The following is a 23,128-nucleotide window of genomic DNA, read 5'->3' as shown; positions in this document are numbered from 1 at the left end:
TTCACCTCACCACTGACACCCTGGAGACGAGGATGCTCTTTACCGAAGGCTCGGTGGCCCTGGTAACAGGCGGGTCGCGCGGAATCGGGCGGGCGGTGGCGCTCGATCTGGCCAGGGAAGGCGCTCACGTCGTGGTCAACTACCTGCGCGCCGAGCAGGACGCCAAGGACCTCGTCGCCCAGATCGAGCAGGAGGGTGGCGGCGCGACGGCCGTACAGGCCGACGTCACCAAGGAGGAGGAGGTCCAGCAGCTCTTCCGCGGCCTGCGCTCCGACTTCGGCCGGCTGGACGTGCTGGTGACCAGCGCGGGCATCACCCGCGACCGGCACCTCGTCGCCATGAGCCTTGCGCAGTTCCGCGAGCCGATGGACGTCAACGTCACCGGCACCTTCCTGAGCTGCCGGGAGGCTCTCCGGATCATGCAGCACCAGCGGCGCGGCTCGATCGTGACGCTGTCGTCGGTCAGCGGGCTCGACGGTGGCTTCCCCGGCCAGACGAACTACGTGGCGTCCAAGGGGGCGATCATCGCCTTCAGCAAGGCGCTGTCCTACGAGGCGGCGCCGCACGGTGTCCGGGTCAACGTGGTGGCCCCTGGCTTCGTCGCCACCGACATGACCCGCAGCGTTCCCGCCCAGATCAGGAAGCAGTACGAGTCCCGCATCCGGCTGGGCCGGATGGGCAGGCCCGAGGAGATCGCGTCGATCGTGAGCTTCCTCGCCTCGGACAAGGCCTCGTACGTCACCGGAGAGGTGATGGTCGCCCACGGCGGCGGCCTGGGCTGAGCCTGTCATCGAAAGCACGAGCTTCGACAGCACGAGCACGGAGGAAAGATGACCATCGACGAGCTGCGCGCCAGGGCTGCCCAGCGTCAGCAGGCGTGTGACCAGATCAAGAAGATGATCGTGAACCGGCTGGATCTGGAGATCGAGCCGAACTGGATCACCGACGACCAGCCCCTGTTCGGCCGCGGCCTTGAGCTGGACAGCCTGGACATCCTTGAGCTCTACGTCGCGATCGAGGCGGAGTTCGGGGTGGCCCTCTACGACAGCGAGATGGCGGTCTTCGGCTCGGTGTCCCGGCTCGCGGAGACGATCAAGCCCGAACTGCGAGCGGCAGCCGCGGTATGACCGTTGCCCAGTCGTCCAGGGAATCGCTCAGCCTGAACAACGACCAGATCAGGGAGCTGATCCCGCATCGCTGGCCGATGCTGCTGCTCGACCGCGTCGACAAGGTCGAGCCGGGCGTCAAAGGCACCGCGATCAAGAACGTCACCGGGACCGAGATCTGGTTCCAGGGGCATTTCCCCGACGAGGCGATCCTGCCGGGCGTCGTGGTCATCGAGGCGATGGCCCAGCTCGCCGGAGTGGTCTTCTCGCTCACCGGGACAAGCAAGATCAGTTACTTGGCGGCGGTCAGGTCGATGCGCTTCCGCCGCCGGATCGTCCCCGGTGACCAGCTGGTCCTGACCGCGGAGCGGAGCGCGGGCGGCAGAGGCTTCGGGGAGTACCGGGTCTCGGCGCGGGTGGACGGGAACATCGCCGCCGAAGGAATCATCACGATCGCCGACCCGGCGGCCGGCAGCACTCATGGAGAGGTGTGAGAAATGGATTCCGTGCTCGCGAACGCGCACCCGGAGGAGACCGTCTTCGGCGAGGTGCTGGACGTGACCGTCCCACTGCGCTTTTCGACGCCGGCCGAGGAGTACCAGGCCCTCAGGGAGCGGGCCGCGCTGCTCGACCTGAGCGGGCTCGGCCTGATCGAGATCAGCGGTGACGGCGCCGTCGACTTCGCGCAGCGGGTCCTCGCCCGCGACGTCGAGTACCTGACCTCCGAGCGCTGCATGATGAGCCTCGTCCTGGACGAGTCGGGGCAGATCGTCGACCAGGTGGTCGTGTGGGGCCGGGAGAACGGGATGTTCCTGGAGAGCTCCTGCGGCGCCGGGCCGCGCCTGCTCGAACACCTGCAGAAGCACAACGACGAGGGCGTCGACATCGTCGACCGCTCCGGCGACCTGACCATCCTGGGACTGGAGGGCCCCTACGCCTGGGGCGTGGTGGGCCGGCTGATCGACGGCGAGCTGGCCTCGCTGCCGTTCGAGGCCGTGGTGGACACGACCTGGAACGGCGTGGACATCGTGTTCGGGCGGACCGGGTTCACCAGCGAGTACGGCTACCAGATGATCGTGCCCACCGAGTCGGCCGCCGAGCTGTGGCGGCAGTCGCTGGAGCAGGCGGTGCCCGCCGGCAACGAGGCACTGGAGATCGCCATGCTGGAGGTCCGGCAGCCGGTGATCCGGCACGAGGCGACCGGCGGGGTCGACATCATCGAGGGCGGCGCCAACTGGCTCGTCGACATCACCAAGGAGTCGTTCATCGGCAAGGAGGCGGTGCTGGAGGCGTTCAACGGCTCCGTCGGCCGCCGGACCCTCGGCTTCAGCGGTGGCGGGTCGGTCCCCGAGCCCGGCACCCGGGTCCTGGCCGCCGGTCAGGACATCGGCGAGGTGGTGTACGCGGTGCACAGCCTCGGGCTGGGCGCCACGCTCGGCCTGGCGCGGGTGGACGCGGAGTTCGCCGCGGCGGGTCTGCGGTTCACCGTCGGCGACGCCGAGGTCACCACGCTGACCAGCCCCTACATCACGCCCAAGAGCTGGAGCATCCCGATCATCTGATCGGTTGATCGTCGGAGAAGGAGTGAGCATGGTGTCGCGCCCCGTCGTCATCACAGGTCTGGGTGTCATCTGCGCCATCGGCCGTGACCCGGAAGAGTTCTGGCTACGGCTCATGGCCGGCCAGGGTGGTGTCACCCCGGTCGACGACGAGGCGTTCGCCGTGTTCACCGCCCGGTACGCGGGTCAGGTCCCCACCGAGTGGATCACCGGGCAGCTGCCGGACTCCGACGCCGCCCTGGACCGCACCGCCCAGCTGGCCCTCATCGCGGCACGTCAGGCCGTCGGCCAGGCGGGGCTGTCGGCGGACGACGTCGAGGCCGACCGGTTCGGGCTGGTACTCGGCAAGTGCCAGGCGACCCCCGACGCGGCGGGCCGCTACCAGCCCATGCACCGCACCGGCGACGTGGTGGCCGGGCGGCTGGGCATGCGCGGGCCGCGCATCCTGGTGTCGACCGCGTGCGCGGCCGGCGGCAACGCCGTCGGCCTGGCCAAGGACAAGATCCTCACCGGCGAGGCGGACGTGGTGCTGGCCGGTGGCGTCGACCCGCTGCTGTTCGGGACCTACGCCGGATTCGCCGGGCTGCAGGCGCTCAGCACCGGACCCTGCGCGCCCTACAGCCGCTCAGACGGTCTCAACCTCGGCGAGGGCGCGGCGTTCCTGCTGCTCGAACCGCTGGACCGGGCGCTGGCCAGGGGGGCGACCCCGCTGGCCGAGGTCGCCGGGTACGGGCTGTCCGCGGACGCGTACCACGCGACCGCCCCCGACCCCACCGGCCGGGGCGGTGCGAGCGCGGTACGCCGGGCGCTGGCCGACGCGGGCATGAGCACCGACGACGTGAGCTACGTCAGCGGTCACGGCACCGGCACGCCGGCCAACGACGCGATGGAGGCCAAGGTGATGCGGGCGGTCTTCGGCGACCGCGCGCCGCGGGTGCCCACCAGCAGCATCAAGTCCTTCGTCGGCCACACCCTGGGCGCGGCCGGCGCGGTCGAGGCGGTCGCCAGCGTGCTGGCGCTCCGGCACGGCATGGCGCCGCCGACCATCGGCTTCGACGCCGACACCACGACGGACCTGGACTTCGTGCCCAACGTGGCCAGGCGGATGCCGATCGAGACCGTGGTCTCCAACAACTACGCCTTCGGCGGCAACAACGTCGCGCTCGCGCTGACCACCCCGGGTGGCGAGCGCGAGTACGAGGAGTTGCCCGACCGGCCGGTCGTGATCACCGGGCTGGGCCCGGTCAGCGGGCTGGGCACCGGGATCGCCGAGCTGGCCGAGGCACTCGCGGAGGGCCGCCAGGCCGTCGGCCGGGCGCCCTCGCTGGAGGGACGGACGTTCGCGCCCCGCTCGCTCTGGCGGCACATGAACCACCTGTCCAGGATGGCGATCGCGGCCTCCCGGCTGGCCTGGGAGGACGCCGGGATCAAGCTGCCCAGGGCGGCGCTGGACAACGTCGGACTGATCTTCGCGACCGCGGCGGGCTCGGTGGAGAGCACCGGCGGATTCGACGAGAGCGTCGCGGTCGACCCGAACAAGCCGGCCGTGCTGAGCTTCTCCAACGTCGTGCTGAACGCCACCGGCGGCGCGGTCTGCCAGACCCTGGGCCTGCGCGGCCCGACCACCACGATCTGCAACGGCGAGGCCTCGGCCTCGATCGCGCTGGACTGCGCCATTGAGATGATCAAGGCGGGCAAGGCGGACGTGGTGCTGGTGGTGGCGGCGGACGAGACGACGACGGCGGTCGCTGAGGGTACGGTGGTCACCCCCTATGACCGGGAGCGCACGGGGTCCGTTCCCGGATCCGCGGCCGTGGCCATCCTGGTGGAGTCGGCCGAGCACTGCGCCGCACGCGGGGGACGCGCGTACGCGCGGATCCTGGGCAGCGGCCACGCCGGCACCGGGGAGCAGGGCGAGCGGGAGTCGATCAGGCGCAGCCTGGCAGGCCTCTCCGCGGGGAAGGCCGGTCTGGTCGTCGGCGCGGGTACCGGCGGCCGGTACGACGCCGACGAGGCGGCGGTCCTGCTCGAACTGGTGCCGGACGGCCTGCTCACCACCTCGGTCGGGCAGACCGGCGACTGCCAGGCGGCCTCGGGCGCGATGAACCTCGCCGTGGCCGCCCTGGCGATCCGCGACGGGATCGCCCCCGCGCTGCACGGCCTGGAACACCCGTACGCCGGTGAGGTGGAGTCCTACGTCAGGAAGCCGCACCTGTCGGAGGCGGTCGAGCAGGCGCTGGTGCTGACCGCGGCGGCCGACTCGGTGCGCGGCGCCGTCCTGCTGGGGGCGATGCCATGAAACCGGCCCCGGAGGCCGGCCCGGAGACCGATCGGTTGCTGACCACCACCCGGTCCGTCCGGCGGCGGCTCGACCTTGACCGGTCTGTGCCACGTGAGGAGGCCGGCCCGGAGACCGATCGGTTGCTGACCACCACCCGGTCCATCCGGCGGCGGCTCGACCTTGACCGGTCTGTGCCACGTGAGGAGGCCGGCCCGGAGACCGATCGGTTGCTGACCACCACCCGGTCCGTCCGGCGGCGGCTCGACCTTGACCGGTCTGTGCCACGTGAGGAGGTCGGCCCGCCGTTCGACGTCCCGGAGACCGATCGGCTGCTGACCACCACCCGGTCCGTCCGGCGGCGGCTCGACCTTGACCGGCCGGTGCCGCGCGCGGTCGTGGAGGAGGCCCTGGAGGTCGCCGTCCAGGCCCCGACCGCCAACAACCAGCAGCACTGGCGCTGGCTGGTGGTCACCGAGCCCGCCATCAAGGAGAAGCTCGCCGAGCTGATGCGGGTCTCCTGGAACTTCCATCGCAACGACGTATGGACCAGCGCCGGCCGCAGAAGGAACAGCGAGGCGGCACGGCGGAACAACGCCTCGGTGGTCGCGCTGGCCGAGGGGATCGCGAGGGTGCCCGTCCTGGTCATCCCCTGTGTGCTCGGCCGGCCGCCGGACATCGCGGCCATCGACGCCGCCTGGGAGCGGCAGATGGCGGCCAAGCCCGCGGAGGACACCGGACACGAGGTGCGGCTCGGCGCCATGCGGGCGAGCACCTTCTACGGCTCGATCTTCCCGGCGATCTGGTCCTTCCAGCTGGCACTGCGCAGCCGGGGTCTCGGCAGCACGATCACCTGCATGCACGTGCCCTTCGAGCGGCAGGTGGGCGAACTGCTCAACATCCCGTCCGGGGTCACCCAGGTGTGCATGGTGCCGGTCGCCTACACGATCGGTACCGACTTCCGACCGGCGAAGCGGTACCGAGCCAGAGAACGCACGTATTGGGAAGGGTGGCAGGCATGACCGTTGAGTACGCCGATGTCGTCGTCGTCGGTGGCGGAATCGCGGGCGCGTCCGCGGCCAGCAAGCTGGCCGCGGGTGGCCTGTCGGTCGTCTTGCTGGAGAAGCAGAAGGTCTACCAGGACCTGGTGCGCGGCGAGTGGCTGGCGCCCTGGGGCGTTCGGGAGGCACAGCTGCTCGGCGTCGCCGACTGCTTCGCGGCGGGCGGCGCCTGGGAGATCCGCGAGTGGATGACCTGGGACGAGGCCATTCCCGCGGACGAGGTCGAGGCCATCGACATGACCCGGTCGATGCCCGAGGTCGGCGGCCCGCAGTCGTTCCCGCACCACGCGGTGTGCGAGCTGATGGCGGCGCAGGCGGCGGAGTACGGCGCCAGGCTGGTGATGGACGCGGCCAAGATCAAGGTCACCCCCGGCGCGGAGCCGAGGGTCACCTACCTCGACAACGACACCGAGCACGAGATCAGGACCAGGATGGTGCTCGGCGCCACCGGCCGGGTCGGCAACGTCGGCCGGCAGATCGGTGTCTCGATGAGCGGCTCCGTGCACCACTGGGGCGGCGGCATGATGGTCGAGGGGCTGGACGACTGGCCCTCCGACGTGCAGGCGATGGGCACCGAGGGCGACGTCATGTTCATGGTGTTCCCGCAGGGCTTCGGCCGGGCGCGGCTCTACCTCAACCTCGCGACCGGCACCCAGCACCGCTACCGCGGACCCGACGCGGTGCGGAACTTCCTGAACGCCTTCGAGCTCAACTGCCTGCCCGACCGGGGCAAGGCGGTGACCCAGGCGATCCCCGCCGGGCCGCTGGCGGTCTGGCCGTCGATGACGCTCATCCCCGACGGGCCGCCGCTGACCGATGGGGTCGTGCTGATCGGCGACGAGGCGGGAAACGGCGACACCGTACTGGGCACCGGCCTGTCGTGCAGCATGCGCGACGCCAGGACCGTCGCCGACATCCTGCTGGAGAGCGACGACTGGTCGGTGGGGGCCTTCGACCCCTACCTGAAGGAGCGCAAGGCACGGATGGACCGCCTGAACTTCGGCGCGGCCATCATCAGCAAGCTGTACGCGGAGTTCGGGCCCGAGGCCACCGAGCGGCGCAGGCGCGCCCGCCGGTTGATGTCGCAGAACGTCGCACTGCAGGTGACGGGGCTTTTGAACATGGTGCCCCCGGAGGATGTGCCGGAGTTCGGCTTCAGTGAGTTCTTCGCCGAACGGTTGTTTAGGGAGACCGCATGAGCATGGAATCGTTGGTCAACAGGACGCTGCACGTCAACGGCGTCGACATCGCGTTCGTCGACCAGGGCGAGGGCGATCCGGTGGTCCTGCTGCATGGATTCCCGGACTCCTCCTACCTGTGGCGTCACCAGATACCGGCGCTGGTCGAGGCGGGCTTCCGGGTCATCGCCCCGGACCTGAGAGGGTTCGGCGAGTCCGGCAAGCCGCAGGAGATCGAAGCCTACGACATGCAGACGATCGTCAACGACGTCGTCGAACTGACCCTGGCACTGGGCATCCGCAAGGCGCACCTGGTCGGTCACGACTGGGGTGCGGCCATCGCGTGGATGTACTCGTTCCTGATGCCCCGCAGGGTCGACCACCTGGCCGTGCTGTCGGTCGGTCACCCGGGGGTGTTCTCCACCCCGACGCTGGAGCAGCGGGCGGCCTCCTGGTACATGCTCTTCTACCAGTTCCCCGGGGTGAGCGAGACGCTGCTGCGCCGCAACGGGTGGCGGCTGTTCAAGCAGATCATGGGGCGCGAGGGTGACCACACCCGCTACCTGCGCGACCTGGCCCGCCCCGGCGCGCTGACCGCCGGTCTGAACTGGTACCGGGCCAACCGCTCGCCGGAGTCCGAACTCCGTCCCGAGCGGCCCTTCCCGCCGGTGCTCGCCCCCACGCTGGGCATCTGGTCGGCCGGTGACAAGGCCATGATGGAGGAGGGCATGACCGGCTCCGCCAAGTACGTCAAGGGCCCCTGGCGCTACGAGCGGATCGAGGACGCCAGTCACTGGATCCCCCTCGACGCCCCCGAGCAGGTCAACAAGCTGCTGATCGGCTTCCTGGGCACCGAGAAGCCGGCCGAGGCGGCCAACCGCCGCAGGCGGCGGCTCTAACCGGGGGGCAGGGGGATCTCATGCTCGGGTTCCTGTTTCCAGGACAGGGCACGGTCCGCGTCGGCATGGGCGCCTGGCTGCGCCGCAAGCCGGTGGCCGCGGAGGTGTTCGCCCAGGCGGACGAGCTACTCGGGCAGCCGATCTCGCCGCTCTGCGCCAAGGGGCCGCTGGACCGCCTGGTCGCCACCGAGCACGCCCAGCCGGCGGTGACCGTGTGCAACCTGGCGGCGCTGGCCGTGCTGCGCGCCGACGGGCACGAACCCGGCCTGGTCGCGGGGCACAGCGTCGGCGAGCTCAGCGCGCTGTACGCGGCGGGCGTGCTCGATCTGGCGGGCACGCTCCGGCTGGTGGAGATCCGTTCCCGGCTGATGGCCGAGGTCGGGGTGACGGGCGGGATGAGCGCGGTCATGGGGCTGACGGTCGAGGAGGTCGAGGCGCTGGCCGCCGAGGCCGCCACCGCGGACGAGCCACTCGTCGTGGGCCTGGAGAACGCGCCGGGCCACGTGGTGGTCTCCGGCGCCCTGCCCGCGATCGAGCGGCTGGGCAAGCTGGCGAGCGGCGCCCGCAAGATCGTGCCGCTCCAGGTCAGCAACGCCTTCCACTCCCCGCTGATGGCCCCGGCGGTACCCGGCTGGCGGGAGGCGGTGCGCGCCGCGCCGATGGCGCCGCCCCGCGTCCCGGTCGTGCCCAACGTCACCGCCGAACCCACCATGGATCTGGACGTGATCAGGGAGGCGCTGATCACCCAGCTCACCGGGCGGGTGCGGTGGACCGAGACGGCGCTGCGGACCACCACGACCACGCTCTGTGTCGAGGTGGGCGACAGCAAGGCGCTCGCCGGGCTGTCGCGCGGCGTCGGCGCCCGCTGCCTGAGCATGACCGATCCCGGCACGCCGCGGCGGCTGGCCCAGGAGCGGGGCGCGTGAGCCGGTGGGGCTGCGCCATGGTCTCCTTCGCCGGGCTCTCCCGGCCGAAGGAGCTCCTCGGCGAGATGCGGCTGGAGCAGGTCTACACCCGCCCGGAGCGTCTGCGGTCGGGCACGGGCCGCACCCTCCAGCACTGGGCGGGCCGCCTCGCGGCCAAGCGGGCGGTGCTGCGCCTGCTGGACGTCGCGGAGACCGCCGAGCATCTCGGCCAGGCGGAGGTGCTGCCCCGGCCCACCCCGATGTGCTCCCGGAGTGCGGTCTGCCTGCACGGGCACCCGCCCGACGTACGGCTGAGCGGTGCCCTCGCCGACGCGGCGGGGGGCAGGGAGCGGATCCGGATATCCATCAGCCACACCGCCGCCTGCGCGCTGGCGGTCGCGCTGGTCTCGGCTCGGCTCCCCGAAGACGACCACCTCGATGGGGTTTGACGATGAGGTTCGACGGTGAGGCCTGACATGGACATGCGACAGATCGCGGAAAGCCACCTGAAGGCCTGGCAGAGCGGGGACGCCGAGGCCGTGGCCGCGTCGGTGGACGCCTTCGACGATCCGGACACGGCGGGCCCGCTGAGCGGGGACGCGCTGGCCGCCCACGCGGGCGAGGTGCTGGCCCGGTTCGGCAACCTGCGCCTCCACGTCGAGCACCTGGCCGCCACCGAGGAGTTCGCCATGCTCTCCTGGACGCTGGAGGCCGACCACCGCGCCCCCTACCTGGCCATGCCCGCCGTCGGCAGGCCCGTCCGCGTCACCGGGACCGACCTGCTGGTCAGGGACGGTGAGACGGTGCGCGTCCAGCGGTGCTTCGACCGGCTGGCCGTCGCCGCCGCGCTGGGATTCGAGGCGAGGTTCGTGCCCGAGGCCGACGAGGAGCGGGAGTTCGGGGTGAGCACGCGGACCACCCTGGGACGTACCGCGCGTCCCGGCGCCCTGGCGCTGACCTGGCTGGAGGTCGACGACGGCGCGCAGGCGGCCGAGGTCGACCTGCTCAGCGTGGAGGTCGTCAAGGCGCTGCGCGCCTCGAAGGGATTCCTCGGCGCCTCGACCTTCGACATCGGCAGGCGCAAGTTCACCCTGAGCGCCTTCGACCGCCCGGAGTCCGTCCGCGCCGTACACGGCCGGCCCCACCAGCGGGCGATGCGGCGCTTCTTCAAGGGCGGACTGTGCACCCGGGCGCTCACCAGCATCTGGCTGCCGGCCACGGTCCGCGAATACGCTCGCTGTCCCGACTGCGAGACCGTCTTCTCCACGGACGAGGGCGCGGCCTGCGGTTGTGGCTGGATTCCCGAGCGCGAATCCCTATTGTGACTGGAGTGCGATCTTGCCCACCCCCTCCCCCTGGTCCCCCTTCACCGCTGAGCACCGGCTTGACGACGGTGACCGGCCAACCGTGGTGTTCATGTCCGCCCTGTTCGCCGGAGGCTGGATCTGGGATCATCCCTACCGGCGGCTGGAGAGCGCCGGCTGGCCGGTGCTCCGCACCAACGAGCCCATCTGCGCGCTCGACAGCAAGATCGTCGGTTCGATCGAACGACTCGGCGACGTGCTGCTCGAGGTCTGTGACGCCGCGGGGGTCAAGGACATCATCATCTGCGCCAACTCCCTCGGCGGCCTGGTCGCGATCGACCTGGCGGGCCGCTTTCCCGAGCGGGTACGCGGCATCGTGGTGAGCGGGGCCCCCGGCCTGACCCCCGACCCCGACGTCGGCCTGAGCTTCGACCGCAGGGCGAGCGTGCAGCCCGCGGGCGAGGAGTTCCGCGACCGCATGCTGAGCGCCCTGTTCCACGGCGAGCCGCTCTTCACCGAGGAGCAGCTGGAGGCGACCGCCACCCTGCTGCGGCACCCGCCCGCGATGGTGAGCATGGCCCGCAGCATCAAGGCCACCCGCGTCTACAAGGTGCTGCCGGCCATGGACAAGGTGACCTGCCCTTCGATGTACGTGTGGGGGGAGTACGACCGGATGACCCCGGTCGACGCCTGGGTGAAGGCCCTGGCCGGCTACCCGCAGTACGAGATGGTCCTGGTCGGGGAGTGCGGGCACATCCCGATGATCGAGCGCGCCGACGAGTACTCGGCCTGCCTCGACCGGTTCCTGGCACCCTTCGTCGAGGCGGCCGGGACGGCCGGGGTGTCCGCGTGACCCGCTCGGCGGTCCTGGTGGGCGTGGACATCGTGGAGACGGACCGGATCGCCAGGACCGTCTCCGACGGCGGCGCCGCCTACGGCAGGCGGGTCACCACGCCCGCCGAGCGGGAACTGCACGCCGGCTCGCCTCTCGCGGACGCCGCCTCGTTCGCGGTCAAGGAGAGCTTCATCAAGGCGGTGGGCGGCCGGCCGGCCGGATTCGACTGGCACGACTTCGAGGAGCGGGGCGAGGAGCAGCGGTGGGCCACCCCGCTGCTGGCCGAGGCGGCGTCGGCCCTGGGCGCGTCCACCGAGCTGACACTGACCACGGGCGCGTCGTACACCATCAGGGGCGCCAGCCGCCGCGCCGCCCTGGCCCGGCTGGCGCCACAGGAGAATGACGCCCCGGTGGCCGGCGCGGCCCGGTGGGGCCTGAGCGCGGGACTGCTCGTCGCGCTGGCGATAGTGACCGTCGATTCCAAGGGAGCATTGTGATGTCGCTTGTCCAGGCGGAGGGGGAGACCTTCGTCAAACCCGGAGAGTCGATCCAGCGAGCGCTCGACGAGGCGGGGCCGGGAGCGACCATCCGCCTGACCGAGGGGACCTACGCCGAGAGCCTGTGGATCAGGCACAGCGGGGTCACCCTGGCCGGTGAGGGACCGGAGCTGACCAGGCTGGTTCCCGGCGCGGCGGCGGAGGTGGGCATCCCGCAGCTGCACGACGCGTCGGAGGACGTGGTCAGCGGCATCAGCGTGCACGGTGACGGCATCCGCGACATCACCGTACGCGGGCTGGCGGTGAGCGGCTTCTCCGGCTCCGGCGTCTACGCGCACACGGTCCAGGGGCTCGTCGTCGAGGACGTCGAGGCGCGGGACAACGACTTCTGGGGCATCTACGTCCGCGAGTCCAGCGGCGTCGAGGTGCTGCGCTGCCGGGCCTCGGGGAGCCAGTACGCGGGCATCGCGCTGAGCTTCTGCCCCGAGGCGAACGCGCTGGTCGCGGAGAACGAGACCTCCGCCAACGCCTTCGGGATCTTCGTCGACAACTCCTCGAAGGCGCGGATGCTGCGCAACACCTGCCACGGCAACTCCGCCGGGCTGCTCCTGCTCAACCAGACCTACGAGGGCGAGCTGCCGGGCGGGGTGAACGACTGCCTGGTGGCGGAGAACGAGCTCCGCGGCAACGGGCTGCTCAGCGGGGAGGGCAACCCGAACGGCCTCGGCGAGGCGGGCCCGCCGATCTCCGGGGTGGGCCTCGCGCTGATCGGCGCCCACCGCGTCACCGTGGTGGGAAACCGGATCCACGACAACCACCCGAGCGGCCCCTCGGTCATGGGCGGGGCGTTCGTGCTGGGATCGTCCAAGGACTGGGGAGGCGACGAGTCCCTGGACAACCACATCTCCTGGAACCGGATCACCGGCAACACCCCGCTCGACGTCCAGGTCGACGCCGACTTTACCCGGCAGGGGTTCGCCAACAACGTGGCGAACGCCACCGCGCCCGACACGATCGAGGGCTGCGCCGCCGAGGAAAGCCGATGACGGCCACCCTGAGCTGTACGGGGCTGAGCAAGAGGTACGGCGACATCCTCGCCGTACAGGACGTCGGCTTCTTCATCGAGAAGGGGGAGGCCTACGGCCTGCTCGGTCCCAACGGGGCGGGCAAGACCACCGCGATCTCCATACTGGTGGGCCTGCTGCAGCCGGACGCGGGGAGCGTACAGGTCTGTGGCCACGATCTCGCGACCGCTCCGCTCGCGGCGAAGGCGAAGATCGGTTACGTCCCGCAGGAGATCGCGCTCTACCCCGACCTGACCGGCCGGGAGAACCTGCGCTTCTTCGGCAGGCTCTACGGGCTGCCCCGGCGGGAGCTGGCGAAACGGATCGACGAGGTGCTCGACTTCGTCGGCCTGTCGGACCGGGCGGACGGAAAGATCGACACCTACTCGGGCGGGATGAAGCGCCGGATCAACATCGGCGCGGCCCTGCTGCACCGGCCGGAGGTGCTCATCCTGGACGAGCCGACGGTCGGGGTGGACCCGCAGAGCCGCAAGGCCATCCTGGACGGGGTCGAGCAGCTGGTGGCCGACGGCATGAGCCTGCTGTACACCTCGCACTACATGGAGGAGGTCGAGCGGGTCTGCAAGCGCATCGGGATCATCGACCACGGCAAGGTCATCGCCGAGGGCACCCGCAAGGAACTCGTCTCCACCCTCGGTAGCGCGGACCGGGTCGAGCTCGTCCTCGACGGCGACCTGGATATCGCGACCGACAAGCTGCGCGCGGTGGAGGGGGTCACCGAGGCGGTGCGGGCGGGTACCTCGTCCATCCGGCTGATCGTCAACGAGGGAAGTCACCTGTTGCCCACCCTCATCGCCGCGGTGCGGGGCATCGCCGTCGTGACGGCCGTCGAGGTCATCGAACCCGACCTTGAGGCCGCGTTCCTGCACCTCACCGGCAACAAGCTGCGGGACTGACGATGCTGAGAGCTCTTTTCGTGGTGAGCCGTCTCGAACTGCGCGCCAGGTTCATGGACGGTACCGCGGTGCTGACCGCCCTGCTCGCCCCCATCGTGCTGGCCTCGCTGTTCGGGTTCGCCCTCGGCGGGGACGATCCGCCCTTGCGCGCCACCGTGGGCTTCGTCGATCTCGACGGCGGGGAGTTCCCCTCCAGCGTGCGCCGGGAGGTGCTGTCGGCCAAGGAACTCGACGGCATGCTGACCCTGCGCGACTTCACGACGGAGAAGGACGCGCAACAGACCCTCGACGACGGGGACATCGGCGCGGCGATCGTGTTCCCCTCGGGGTTCAGCCAGGACGTCGGCGCCGGGCGCGGGGGGAAGGTCACCGTGCTCACCTCCCCGGAGACGCCGCTGGCCGGAGTGGTCGCGAGCAGCATCGTCGACCGGATCTCCGCCCTGGTGGACGCCCGCACCCTCGCGGTCAAGGCGTCCCTGGACGCCGGCGTCTCCGCGGACAAGGTCAAGGAGTTCGTCGAGCGCAACGGCGCGAGCGGCCCGGCGCTGACCCTGGAGAGCGACCCCATGGCGGGCGGAAAGGTCGACCTGTCGGTCTACTACGGCTCCGGCATGGCCGCGCTCTTCGCCTTCTTCGTGGTGGGCACCTCGGTCAGGAGCCTGCTCACTGAGCGCAACCTCGGCACGCTCAACCGGATGCGTGCCGCGCCCATCCGGCCGTGGATCCCGATCGTGGGCAAGGGGGTGGTCGGCTTCCTGCTGGCGCTGGTCAGCGTCTGCGCCGTCTGGGCCTCCTCGGTGCTGCTGTTCGGATCCACCTGGGGTGATCCGCTCGCGGTGTTCGCGCTCTGGACCGCGCACGTGCTGGCCGCCGCCGCGATCACCATGCTGGTGGCCAGCAGGGCGAAGACCGACTCCCAGGCCGACGGGCTGATCATGGGCGTCTCCTTCGTCTTCGCGTTCCTGGGCGGCAGCCTGGTACCGATGTACAACCTGCCGGACTTCCTGCAGAAGGTGGCGCTGTTCACCCCGAACGGCTGGACGTCGACGGGACTGACCGAGCTCGCCGGTGGCGGCGGGGGCCTGGCGACGGTCGCCGGCCCGATCGCCGCACTCTGCGGGATGGCACTCGTGGCCGGCGGCGTCGCCGCCTTCGGCTTCCGGAGAGGACTACTCGGATGAGCCCGAGCCCGGTCAGAGCCCTGGTGGCGGCCAACCTGCGCCGTCACTCCCGCGACAAGGTGGGACTGTTCTTCATGGTGGTCATGCCGTTCGTGACCATCCTCTTCGTCGGGATGGCCCTGGGCGGAAGCGCGTCCGGACAGGATCGGATACCGGTCGGGGTGGTCGCGCAGGACTCCGACCCGGTCGCGACGGCCGTACTGCGCCGGCTGGAGACCAACCCCGACCTCGCGATCGAGCGGATGGACACCGAGGAGCAGGTGCGGTCCGGCGTGCGGACCGGCGCCCTCGCCGCCGGCCTGCTGATCCCGCCCGGGTCCACCGACCTGGAACTGGTCATGACCCAGACCAACGGCAGCGGCATGGCGGCACGAGGCATGATCGACGTCGCGGTCGGCAAGGTGGCCGCGGTGCTCGAAGCCGTGCGGGCGGCCGAGGCGGCGGGCGCGTCCCCGGCCGAGGCCGAGGCTCTGGTACGCAAGGCCCAGAGCGAGTCGGCCCAGGTGGCGGTGAGCACCAGTGGCGCCGCGGAGAGCTCCACGCCCCGCGGATTCGCCTACACCGCACCCGCCAACGTGCTGCTGTTCACCTTCGTCAACTCCATGGCGGTCGCCGCGGCCCTGGCCGAGAGCCGCAGGCTGGGCATGATCCGCCGTTCCCTCGCCGGGCCGGTGCGGGAGCGCTCGGTGCTGCTCGGAGAGGTGCTGAGCAGGCTCATCATCGCCATCGTGCAGGCCTGCCTGATCATGGTGGTGAGCACGCTGATGTTCGACGTGTCATGGGGAGACCCGCTGGGCGTCGCCGCGGTCGTCGGCTCGTTCTGCCTGGTGTCCACCGGCGCCGCGGTGCTGGTCGGCAGCCTGGTGCGGTCGCCCTCCCAGGCCCCCGCGATCGGGCCTCCGCTGGGCATCGTGCTCGGCATGCTGGGCGGCTGCCTGTGGCCGCGCGAGGTCGCGGGCGAGACCCTGAACATGATCGGCTACCTGGTCCCGCACGGCTGGGGGATGGACGCGCTGATCACGCTGACCAAACCGGGCAAGGGGCTGGGCTCGGTCCTGGTCGAGGTGGCCGTACTGCTCGGGATGGCGGTGCTCCTGCTGGGCATCTCGCTCGTGGTGTTCCGCAAGCGCATGCGCACGTCCAACTGACCGAACGCGGCACTGGGGAAAAGGGGCGGCGAATGCGCATCCTGGTGACCGGCGGGGCCGGTCTCACCGGCTCCCGTCAGGTGTGCGCGCTCGCGCGCGGTGCCTCGGTGGCCGCGCCGGAGGCCGTGCCGGAGAGCGTTACCGCGCGCCGGTGCCGGGGCGGCCGAACCCGCGCCACGGACCCGGCGGTCCGCACATGAAGGGCATCGTGCTGGCCGGGGGCTCGGGCACCCGGCTCCGGCCGCTGACCACGATCACCTCCAAGCACCTGCTGCCGGTCTACAACAAGCCGATGGTCTACTACCCGCTCTCGGTGCTGATGCTGGCCGGAATCCGGGAGATCCTGCTGATCAGCACCCCCGAGCATCTGCCGGGCTTTCGGACGCTGCTCGGCGACGGCTCCCGGCTGGGCCTGCGCCTGAGCTATGCCGTCCAGACCGCGCCCCGCGGGCTGGCCGACGCCCTGGTGGTCGGCGGGGAGTTCGTGGGCGACGACCGGCTGGCCCTCATCCTCGGCGACAACATCTTCTACGGCCACGAGCTCCCCTCGGTGCTCCGCGACGAGGTCGGCAAGCTCGACGGCTGCACGGTCTTCGGCTACCCGGTCGCCGATCCCGAACGGTACGGGGTGGCGGTCATCGGCGAGGAGGGCCGGCTGATCGACATCGAGGAGAAACCGGCCCGGCCCCGGAGCAACCTCGCCGTCACCGGTCTCTACCTCTACGACAACGTCGCGCTGCGCTATGCCGCGGAGCTGACCCCTTCGGCGAGGGGCGAGTTGGAGATCACCGACCTCAACCGGCGCTTCCTCGCCGAAGGCCGCGCCAGGCTGGTCAACCTGGGCCGGGGTACGGCCTGGCTGGACACCGGCACGCCGGACAGCCTGCTGGAGGCCGGGGTCTTCGTGCAGGTGCTGGAGAAACGGCAGGGCGTGCAGATCGCCTGCCTGGAGGAGGTGGCCTACCGGATGGGTTACATCGACGACCACGGGCTCCGCGAGCTGATCGGCCGCGCCGGATCCGTGACGGAGGAGGGGCGCTACCTGGTCCGGGTGCTGGAGGCCTCCATCTGAGCGGCGGTGTCGCGCCACCCGCTTCGTTCCGGCCGGAGGGCAGGGGACACCACCGGATCGATGAGGCCCGTGTGAGCCGCTTCCCGGCCGGCTGAAGGAGAACCACGATGGCGGACGGCGGGCGTTACTCCAAGGCCCTGCCGCCCCTGCTCGTGGACCCGCGCTACGAGCACTAATAGATACATATCAATATAGACCGAAGTTGACATAGGCGACTGTCTATGTCGGAAGGGGGAGCGATGGAGCCGATGGAGCTTCTGGAGTGCGGCCCGCCGCTGGCCCGAGAGTCGCTGAACGCCGAGCAGGCCGCGGGGGTGGCGCGGGTCTTCAAGGCACTCGGTGATCCGGTGAGGCTGCGCGTCCTGTCGATCGTGGCCAGCCACGCCGGTGGCGAGGCCTGCGTCTGCGACATCGCCGCGGCCTTCGAGGTCTCCCAGCCGACGATCAGCCACCACCTCAAGGTTCTCAAGGAGGTCGGCCTGCTCACCTCCGAACGCCGCGCCTCCTGGGTCTACTACCGCGTCGTCCCCGAGCCCCTGGCGGACCTGTCAGCCCTGCTGAACATCCCGGCCGAGGCCTGACCGGCGTCGCCGTCCGCATCTCGTCAGCGGGCCCCGTGCCGGGCGACCGGGGTACGCCTAGCATGGAGGTATGCGCACCGATCCGGTGACGTTGTTCCTCTGCGGGGACGTCATGCTCGGCCGCGGCGTCGATCAGATCCTTCCGTACCCCGGTGACCCGACGCTGCAGGAGAGCCATGTCCGTGACGCTCGGACATATGTCGATCTCGCGGAGGCGGTGAACGGCCGAATTCCCCGGCCGGTCGGCTTCTCCTGGCCGTGGGGGGATGCCCTGGGGGTGCTGGCGAAGGTCGCGCCCGATGTCCGGGTGGTGAACCTGGAGACGAGCGTCACCCGGAGCGATGATTTCGAGGTGGGGAAGGCCGTGAACTACCGGATGAGTCCAGCCAACCTTCCCTGTCTGCTGGTCGCCCGGCCCGACGTCTGCGTGCTGGCGAACAACCACGTCATGGACTTCGGCCGACGAGGTCTGGAGGAAACGCTCGACGCCCTGGCCGACGCGGGACTGCGAGCGGTGGGGGCGGGCCGGGAGGCGGACGAGGCGCGGCGACCCGCGATCGTCACCGTCGAGGGTGGCGGGCGGGTCCTGATCCTCTCCTGCGGGACGGAGTCCAGCGGCATTCCGCCGGAATGGGCGGCGGCCCCGGATCGCGGGGGTGTCGATTTCGTCCCGGAGCTGTCGGAGACCGCCGCGGCCGAGGTGGCCGGCCGGGTGCGGCGGGTGAAGCGCCCCGGTGACGTCGCGGTCGTCTCCATCCATTGGGGCTCCAACTGGGGTTACCACGTTTCCCGAGATCAGCGGCGCTTCGCGCACCGCCTGGTCGACGGCGGTGTCGACGTGGTGCACGGGCACTCCTCGCACCATCCCCGGCCCGTCGAGGTCTACCGAGGCAAGCTCATTCTGTACGGCTGCGGTGACCTCGTCGACGACTACGAGGGCATCACCGGCTATGAGGAGTACCGGGACGATCTTCGGCTGCTGTACTTCGTGTCGGTGGAGCCGGAGTCGGGCAGGACGGCCGGTTTGCGGATGGTGCCCATGCGGGCCTGTCGGATGCGCCTCCAGCACGCCTCGGGCGAGGACTCCGAATGGCTGCGGGCGGTTCTCGACCGGGTCGGCCGTGACCTCGGATCACGAGTCGACCTGGAGCCGGACGGCGCCCTCGCGCTCCGGCGGACGTAGGTGGGGCCGGACATGACCGCAGGCGCCTCTCCCGAAGATCTCATCCGGGCCGTCCGGGCGATGGGCGTCCGCGACGAGCGTCTGCTGGAGGCCGTACGCGCGACGCCGCGAGCGGGATTCGTTCCCGCGGACTGTATCGCGATCGCCTACTACGACGAGCCCATCCTGATCGGGCACGGGCTGGTGACCACGCAGCCCTCGCTGTCGGCAAGGATGATCGAAGGTCTCGGTCTCGGCGGGACGGAACACGTGCTTGAGATCGGCACCGGCCTCGGTTTCCAGACCGCGCTGCTCGCTCGCCTGGCCGCCGATGTCGTGACCGTCGACCTGTGGGCGGACCTGGTCCGGCAGGCGCGCCGGAACCTCGCCCGGCAGGGGATCGGCAATGTCGAGCTGCTCGTCGGAGACGGCGGCGGCGGCGTGCCGGACCGCGCTCCGTACGACGGCATCGTCGTGTCGGCCGCGTTCCCGGAGGTGCCCCCGCCGCTGGTCGAACAGCTCCGGCTCGGCGGCCGTCTGGTACAGCCCATCGGACCGGGCGGGCGGGAGGAGGTCGTCCTGTTCCAGCGCACCGTGACCGGACTTGAGCGTCGGCAGGTCCTCACGCTGGCCAGCTTTGTCCGCCTTCATGGAAAGTACGGCTTTCCGTCCTGAGGGTGTGACCCGTCTCCCTGCGGATGATGGGGGTCCAGCAGGAAAGAAACGGTGAGCCCGTTGGATGAAAGCGTTGATCTGCTCGGTGCGGCCGAGCCCTACCACCACGACCGCATCCCGGTTCGTGTCACCCGCACCTTTTGCACCTGGTGCTCGCACGTCGCCTGGTCCACGTCGGCTGAGATCGGCGTCGTCCAACGGGGGCGGGGCGGGATGCGCCCGTGGTCAGGTTCTCAGGCACCGGGTCGCCGTAGCCGCGCGCATCCGGTCACGGCGGCGGCCACCAGCAGCGCGCCGCACAGTCCCATGCCCAGCGTCGTCACCGCGGCCAGCACCGAGCCTTCCTCGATCGACAGCGACGCCAGCCCGGCCAGTCCTGCCGCGACCCCTGCCGCCGCGATCCACGGCTCGATCTCGTCGTGCGTGATCTCCCATGATCGCGCGTCCCCCAGACCGATCCTGGCCGCCAGCCCGCCCCAGCCGCGCACCGGCCCGAGCCTGACGCGCCGCGCGAGTACGAACAGGGCGAGGCCGACGCCCAGCAAACACAATCCCGCGACCTCGTTCACGACACCCTCCAACAGGCGGTGGACCCTGGCCCGGCGACGCCGTATGACGCCGCTCTGATCCCATGGTGAGCCGGTACCCGGGCCCGTCACCATGGCTTTGACGCGATCCATACGCCTTTGCGGGAATTTCTGACGCCGTCACCGCGCCGCATTTCCGGATGTCGGCACTCCCTGCGACTTCGAGCGCCGGCAGAGGTGGCGGGGTCGGGGTTCACCGTCCTGTTTCCCACGGGATCTCCTCGTGGTGAGTTGTTGCCGGGCACGGCGGCTCCCCGGCCGGGAGCCGCCGAGGGTGACTGCGGAGAGGCACGTCAAGGAGCTCCACGACCTGCGCCGCAAGCGGAGAAGAGCCCCGTGCGTCCGGTCTCTCTGGTGACGGCGTGGAATGGCCACCGGTTCGAGTACTGATCCCTTCCGGTCGCGCGGTCGCCGTTGTCGTCGCGTCGCCGTGGGATGCGCATAGTTATTCACCGTAAAGGCGTCAAAAACGTATATGGGCGGACAATTGTTCTCTGGGCTGGGGGTGACGATGAGGTGTAGCCCTCGTACAGGAGTGACGTGATGTCCGCGCTGTTGACCCCCGCTCGCCCCCAGGAGCCAAATACCGGTGACCGGCACCGGCTGACGGTCACCGGCGGCCTGGCGGCCCTCTCGCTGGACGCGATGGCCTCGGTGGCCTATGGTCCCGAGGCCATCGTCTTGGTACTGGCCCTGGCCGGCGGCGCGGGGCTCGGTTTCACCCTTCCGGTCACGCTGGCCATCGCGGCCCTGCTGGGCGTGCTGACCTTGTCCTACCGGCAGGTCGTCGCCGCCTTCCCCGAGGGCGGAGGCGCCTACGGTGTGGCCAAGACGTACCTGGGCCGCCAGGCCGGCCTGGTCGCGGGCGCCTCGCTCATCGTGGACTACGTCCTGAACGTGGCGGTCTCGGTCGCCGCCGGGGTCGCCGCGCTGACCTCGGCCTTTCCCGAGATCCTGCCGTACACCGTGTGGCTGTGCCTGGCCGTGCTCGCCGTGATCACTATGATCAACCTCCGGGGTATCACGCACAGCGCCCGCGCCTTCATCGCACCGGCCGCCCTCTACGTCGGCGCCATCACGCTGGTGATCGTGGTCGGCCTGATCCGCAACGAGCCCGCCGTCTACGCCGAGCACACGCCCCACGCCCTGCAGACGGTCGGGGTGCTGCTGCTGCTCAAGGCGTTCGCCAACGGCTGCGCCTCGCTCACCGGCGTCGAGGCGATCGCCAACGCGGTGCCCTCCTTCAAAAAGCCGCGGGTCAAGCGGGCCCAGCGCGCGGAGATGGCGCTCGGCGTCCTGCTGGCCGTGATGCTGATCGGCATCGCCATCCTGATCGAGAAGTTCGAGATCACCCCTGCTGAGGGGGTGACCGTGCTCTCGCAGGTCACCCAGGCGTCGCTGGGTGATGGCCCGCTGTTCTACCTGGTGCAGTTCTCCACGGTCGCGCTGCTCGCGCTGGCCGCCAACACCTCCTTCGGCGGCCTGCCGGTCCTGACCCAGCTGCTGGCCCGGGACAACAACCTGCCGCACCTGTTCGCGCTGCGCGCCGATCGGCACGTGCACCGCTACGGCATCGCCTTCTTGACCATTACCTCGGCCCTGCTGCTGATCCTGGCCCGGGGTGAGATGAACCTGCTGGTGCCGCTGTTCGCGATCGGCGTGTTCGTCGGTTTCACCATCTCCCAAGCCGGTATGGTCAGGCACTGGCTTGGGGACCGACCCGCGGGCTGGCGGTGGCGGGCGGCTCTCAACGGCTTCGGCGCGCTGCTGACCTTCGTCGCCGCCATCGTGGTCACGATCTCCAAGTTCACCGAGGGCGGCTGGCTGATCGTGGTCACGATGCCGCTGGTGGTAGCGACCATGCAATGGGTCAACCGCTCCTACGCCCGCATCGGCGAGCGCCTGGAACTGGGCAAGACGCCCGTCCCGCCGCGGCCGCGTCGCTCGCTCGTGGTGGTGCCGGTGCATGCGATCACCCGCCTGACCTGCGAGGCGCTCGCCGCCGCGCTCTCCTTGGGAGACCGGGTGGTCGCGGTCAACATCACCCACCCGGAAGACGAGTCAGAGGCGCGAAGATTCGTCGAGGACTGGGAGCGCTGGCACCCCGGCGTCGAACTGGTGCAGCTCTTCGACGCCCACCGGCGGCTGGACACCCCCTTGATCGAGTACATCAAGAGCGTGCCCGAGAGGCGGGTGTTCGTCCTCATCACCGAGATCGAGCCCGAACACGCCTGGCAGCGCGTTCTGCAGAACCAGCGCGGCGCGGTCCTCGCCCGAGCGCTGCGTCGGCGCAGCGACGCCGTCGTCTGCCGGATGCGTTTCCGGGTAACGGCCACCGCTCACCATCACGGCTGAGGTGGTGACGGTGTACCGGCGTCGTCGCCGGCCGGGCCACTGTTGCCGTCGTCCTGGACGCGGACCGTGCGAAAGGAGTCCCCGCGCCGGGCCGAGTCGCGCAGCGTCATGCCGCCGCCTCCACGGCCGTACCGCCGAGCAGCAGCAGGTAACCGTCCTCCACAGTCGGCTCGGCCAGGCGGGCACCCTCCGGAGTGGGCCCGATGTTGCGGAACAGCCCGTCGCCGGTGCGCCAGGAGAGCACTCCCGACCTCTCCGAGGAGAACCAGACCCGGCCCTCGGCCAGCGCCCGGATCTCCTCGGGCGTGCCCTCGAACTCGCACCGTCCCGCCTTGAGCACGACCACCCGGTTGCAGAGGGCGGCGACGTCCTCGGTCTGGTGGGTGGAGAGCACGACGGCCCGGTCCTGCCCGATGTGCGAGATCAGCTCGCGGAACCGGAGCCGCTGCTCGGGGTCCAGGCCGGCGGTCGGCTCGTCCAGCAGGATCAGCTCGGGGTCGCCGAGCAGCGTCTGCGCGATGCCCAGCCGCCGCCGCATGCCGCCGGACAGCGTCCGGATCCGCTTCCCGCTCACGGAGGTCAGCCCGACCTCCTCGATCACCCGGCGCACCTCGTCGTGCCGGGCCCGCCGCTCCACCATCTCCTTCAGGATCGCCACGTAGTCGACGAACTCGAAGACCGTGAACCCCCGCTGGTAGCCCGGCTCCTGCGGCAGGTATCCCAGCCGCCGCCGGATCTCCAGCCGGTCCCCGGCCGGGTCCCGG

25 protein-coding genes are annotated in these 23,128 nt (G+C 70.7%); 23 read left to right on the top strand and 2 right to left on the bottom strand.

Annotated elements, in window-relative coordinates; genetic code table 11:
* Window positions 1-32 precede the first annotated feature (32 nt).
* The 22 genes from fabG (at window position 33) to ABZU75_RS20830 (ending at window position 19,422) form a co-directional block, all read left to right on the top strand.
* A complete protein-coding gene (gene fabG, locus ABZU75_RS20935) occupies window positions 33-782 on the top strand; it encodes a 3-oxoacyl-ACP reductase FabG (RefSeq protein ID WP_030916371.1) in 750 nt (249 codons plus the stop codon).
* 48 nt (window positions 783-830) lie between these two features.
* Window positions 831-1,127 carry a phosphopantetheine-binding protein gene (locus tag ABZU75_RS20930; protein WP_343964540.1) on the top strand — a complete coding sequence of 99 codons (297 nt, stop codon included), beginning with the start codon at window positions 831-833 and terminating at the stop codon, window positions 1,125-1,127.
* The gene (fabZ, locus tag ABZU75_RS20925; protein ID WP_355556541.1) at window positions 1,124-1,600 is read left to right on the top strand and encodes a 3-hydroxyacyl-ACP dehydratase FabZ; all 477 of its coding nucleotides are present in this window, start codon (window positions 1,124-1,126) and stop codon (window positions 1,598-1,600) included. The genes ABZU75_RS20930 and fabZ overlap by 4 nt, the downstream gene beginning before the upstream one ends.
* 3 nt (window positions 1,601-1,603) lie before the next feature.
* The gene (locus ABZU75_RS20920; RefSeq protein WP_355556538.1) at window positions 1,604-2,668 is read left to right on the top strand and encodes a glycine cleavage T C-terminal barrel domain-containing protein; all 1,065 of its coding nucleotides are present in this window, start codon (window positions 1,604-1,606) and stop codon (window positions 2,666-2,668) included.
* Between the two features lie 28 nt (window positions 2,669-2,696).
* Entirely contained in the window at window positions 2,697-4,964 is a 2,268-nt protein-coding gene (locus tag ABZU75_RS20915) for a beta-ketoacyl-[acyl-carrier-protein] synthase family protein (RefSeq protein WP_355556535.1), read from the top strand.
* On the top strand, window positions 4,961-5,965 hold the full coding sequence (locus tag ABZU75_RS20910) for a nitroreductase family protein (RefSeq protein WP_355556532.1): 1,005 nt from the start codon (window positions 4,961-4,963) through the stop codon (window positions 5,963-5,965). The genes ABZU75_RS20915 and ABZU75_RS20910 overlap by 4 nt, the downstream gene beginning before the upstream one ends.
* A complete protein-coding gene (locus ABZU75_RS20905) occupies window positions 5,962-7,203 on the top strand; it encodes an FAD-dependent oxidoreductase (RefSeq protein WP_355556529.1) in 1,242 nt (413 codons plus the stop codon). Before ABZU75_RS20910 ends, ABZU75_RS20905 begins: the two co-directional genes overlap by 4 nt.
* Complete coding sequence (locus tag ABZU75_RS20900) at window positions 7,200-8,081, top strand: alpha/beta hydrolase (protein WP_344745556.1); 882 nt, start codon at window positions 7,200-7,202, stop codon at window positions 8,079-8,081. The genes ABZU75_RS20905 and ABZU75_RS20900 overlap by 4 nt, the downstream gene beginning before the upstream one ends.
* Before the next feature lie 20 nt (window positions 8,082-8,101).
* On the top strand, window positions 8,102-9,007 hold the full coding sequence (locus ABZU75_RS20895) for an ACP S-malonyltransferase (protein WP_355556525.1): 906 nt from the start codon (window positions 8,102-8,104) through the stop codon (window positions 9,005-9,007).
* A complete protein-coding gene (locus tag ABZU75_RS20890) occupies window positions 9,004-9,435 on the top strand; it encodes a phosphopantetheinyl transferase (protein ID WP_350956816.1) in 432 nt (143 codons plus the stop codon). Before ABZU75_RS20895 ends, ABZU75_RS20890 begins: the two co-directional genes overlap by 4 nt.
* Window positions 9,436-9,462: 27 nt before the next feature.
* Window positions 9,463-10,311: an ester cyclase gene (locus tag ABZU75_RS20885; RefSeq protein WP_355556521.1), complete on the top strand. Its 849-nt coding sequence runs from the start codon at window positions 9,463-9,465 to the stop codon at window positions 10,309-10,311.
* Window positions 10,312-10,324: 13 nt separating this feature from the next.
* Complete coding sequence (locus ABZU75_RS20880; RefSeq protein ID WP_355556518.1) at window positions 10,325-11,143, top strand: alpha/beta hydrolase; 819 nt, start codon at window positions 10,325-10,327, stop codon at window positions 11,141-11,143.
* On the top strand, window positions 11,140-11,622 hold the full coding sequence (locus tag ABZU75_RS20875; protein WP_355556515.1) for a 4'-phosphopantetheinyl transferase superfamily protein: 483 nt from the start codon (window positions 11,140-11,142) through the stop codon (window positions 11,620-11,622). Before ABZU75_RS20880 ends, ABZU75_RS20875 begins: the two co-directional genes overlap by 4 nt.
* Window positions 11,622-12,668, top strand: coding sequence for a right-handed parallel beta-helix repeat-containing protein (locus ABZU75_RS20870; protein WP_355556512.1), 1,047 nt, complete (start codon window positions 11,622-11,624; stop codon window positions 12,666-12,668). Before ABZU75_RS20875 ends, ABZU75_RS20870 begins: the two co-directional genes overlap by 1 nt.
* Window positions 12,665-13,603, top strand: a complete 939-nt coding sequence (locus ABZU75_RS20865) for an ABC transporter ATP-binding protein (RefSeq protein WP_355556509.1) — start codon at window positions 12,665-12,667, stop codon at window positions 13,601-13,603. Before ABZU75_RS20870 ends, ABZU75_RS20865 begins: the two co-directional genes overlap by 4 nt.
* Window positions 13,604-13,605: 2 nt before the next feature.
* Window positions 13,606-14,784, top strand: a complete 1,179-nt coding sequence (locus ABZU75_RS20860) for an ABC transporter permease (RefSeq protein ID WP_355556506.1) — start codon at window positions 13,606-13,608, stop codon at window positions 14,782-14,784.
* Window positions 14,781-15,932 carry an ABC transporter permease gene (locus ABZU75_RS20855; RefSeq protein ID WP_355556503.1) on the top strand — a complete coding sequence of 384 codons (1,152 nt, stop codon included), beginning with the start codon at window positions 14,781-14,783 and terminating at the stop codon, window positions 15,930-15,932. Before ABZU75_RS20860 ends, ABZU75_RS20855 begins: the two co-directional genes overlap by 4 nt.
* A gap of 32 nt (window positions 15,933-15,964) precedes the next feature.
* Window positions 15,965-16,132: a hypothetical protein gene (locus ABZU75_RS20850; RefSeq protein ID WP_355556500.1), complete on the top strand. Its 168-nt coding sequence runs from the start codon at window positions 15,965-15,967 to the stop codon at window positions 16,130-16,132.
* Entirely contained in the window at window positions 16,129-17,004 is an 876-nt protein-coding gene (rfbA, locus tag ABZU75_RS20845) for a glucose-1-phosphate thymidylyltransferase RfbA (RefSeq protein ID WP_355556497.1), read from the top strand. Before ABZU75_RS20850 ends, rfbA begins: the two co-directional genes overlap by 4 nt.
* Window positions 17,005-17,243: 239 nt before the next feature.
* Window positions 17,244-17,585 carry a metalloregulator ArsR/SmtB family transcription factor gene (locus ABZU75_RS20840; RefSeq protein WP_355556493.1) on the top strand — a complete coding sequence of 114 codons (342 nt, stop codon included), beginning with the start codon at window positions 17,244-17,246 and terminating at the stop codon, window positions 17,583-17,585.
* A 70-nt stretch (window positions 17,586-17,655) separates the two neighbouring features.
* Window positions 17,656-18,768, top strand: coding sequence for a CapA family protein (locus ABZU75_RS20835; RefSeq protein ID WP_355556490.1), 1,113 nt, complete (start codon window positions 17,656-17,658; stop codon window positions 18,766-18,768).
* 12 nt (window positions 18,769-18,780) lie between these two features.
* Window positions 18,781-19,422 carry a protein-L-isoaspartate O-methyltransferase gene (locus tag ABZU75_RS20830; protein WP_355556487.1) on the top strand — a complete coding sequence of 214 codons (642 nt, stop codon included), beginning with the start codon at window positions 18,781-18,783 and terminating at the stop codon, window positions 19,420-19,422.
* A 233-nt stretch (window positions 19,423-19,655) separates the two neighbouring features.
* Here ABZU75_RS20830 and ABZU75_RS20825 read toward each other — a convergent pair whose 3' ends face one another.
* Window positions 19,656-19,991: a hypothetical protein gene (locus ABZU75_RS20825; protein WP_355556484.1), complete on the bottom strand. Its 336-nt coding sequence runs from the start codon at window positions 19,989-19,991 to the stop codon at window positions 19,656-19,658.
* A gap of 561 nt (window positions 19,992-20,552) precedes the next feature.
* On the opposite strand from ABZU75_RS20825, the gene ABZU75_RS20820 reads away from it, so the two are divergent.
* Window positions 20,553-22,364, top strand: coding sequence for an APC family permease (locus ABZU75_RS20820; RefSeq protein ID WP_355556481.1), 1,812 nt, complete (start codon window positions 20,553-20,555; stop codon window positions 22,362-22,364).
* 106 nt (window positions 22,365-22,470) lie between these two features.
* Here ABZU75_RS20820 and ABZU75_RS20815 read toward each other — a convergent pair.
* Window positions 22,471-23,128, bottom strand: a 658-nt coding sequence (locus tag ABZU75_RS20815) for an ATP-binding cassette domain-containing protein (protein ID WP_355556478.1), incomplete at its 5' end; no start/stop codon positions are given.

It is taken from the genome of Streptosporangium sp. NPDC005286, from assembly GCF_040607515.1.
GTDB lineage: Bacteria > Actinomycetota > Actinomycetes > Streptosporangiales > Streptosporangiaceae > Streptosporangium.
Note: the sequence above shows the minus strand (reverse complement) of the source record. Positions and strands in the feature narration are given on the sequence as shown.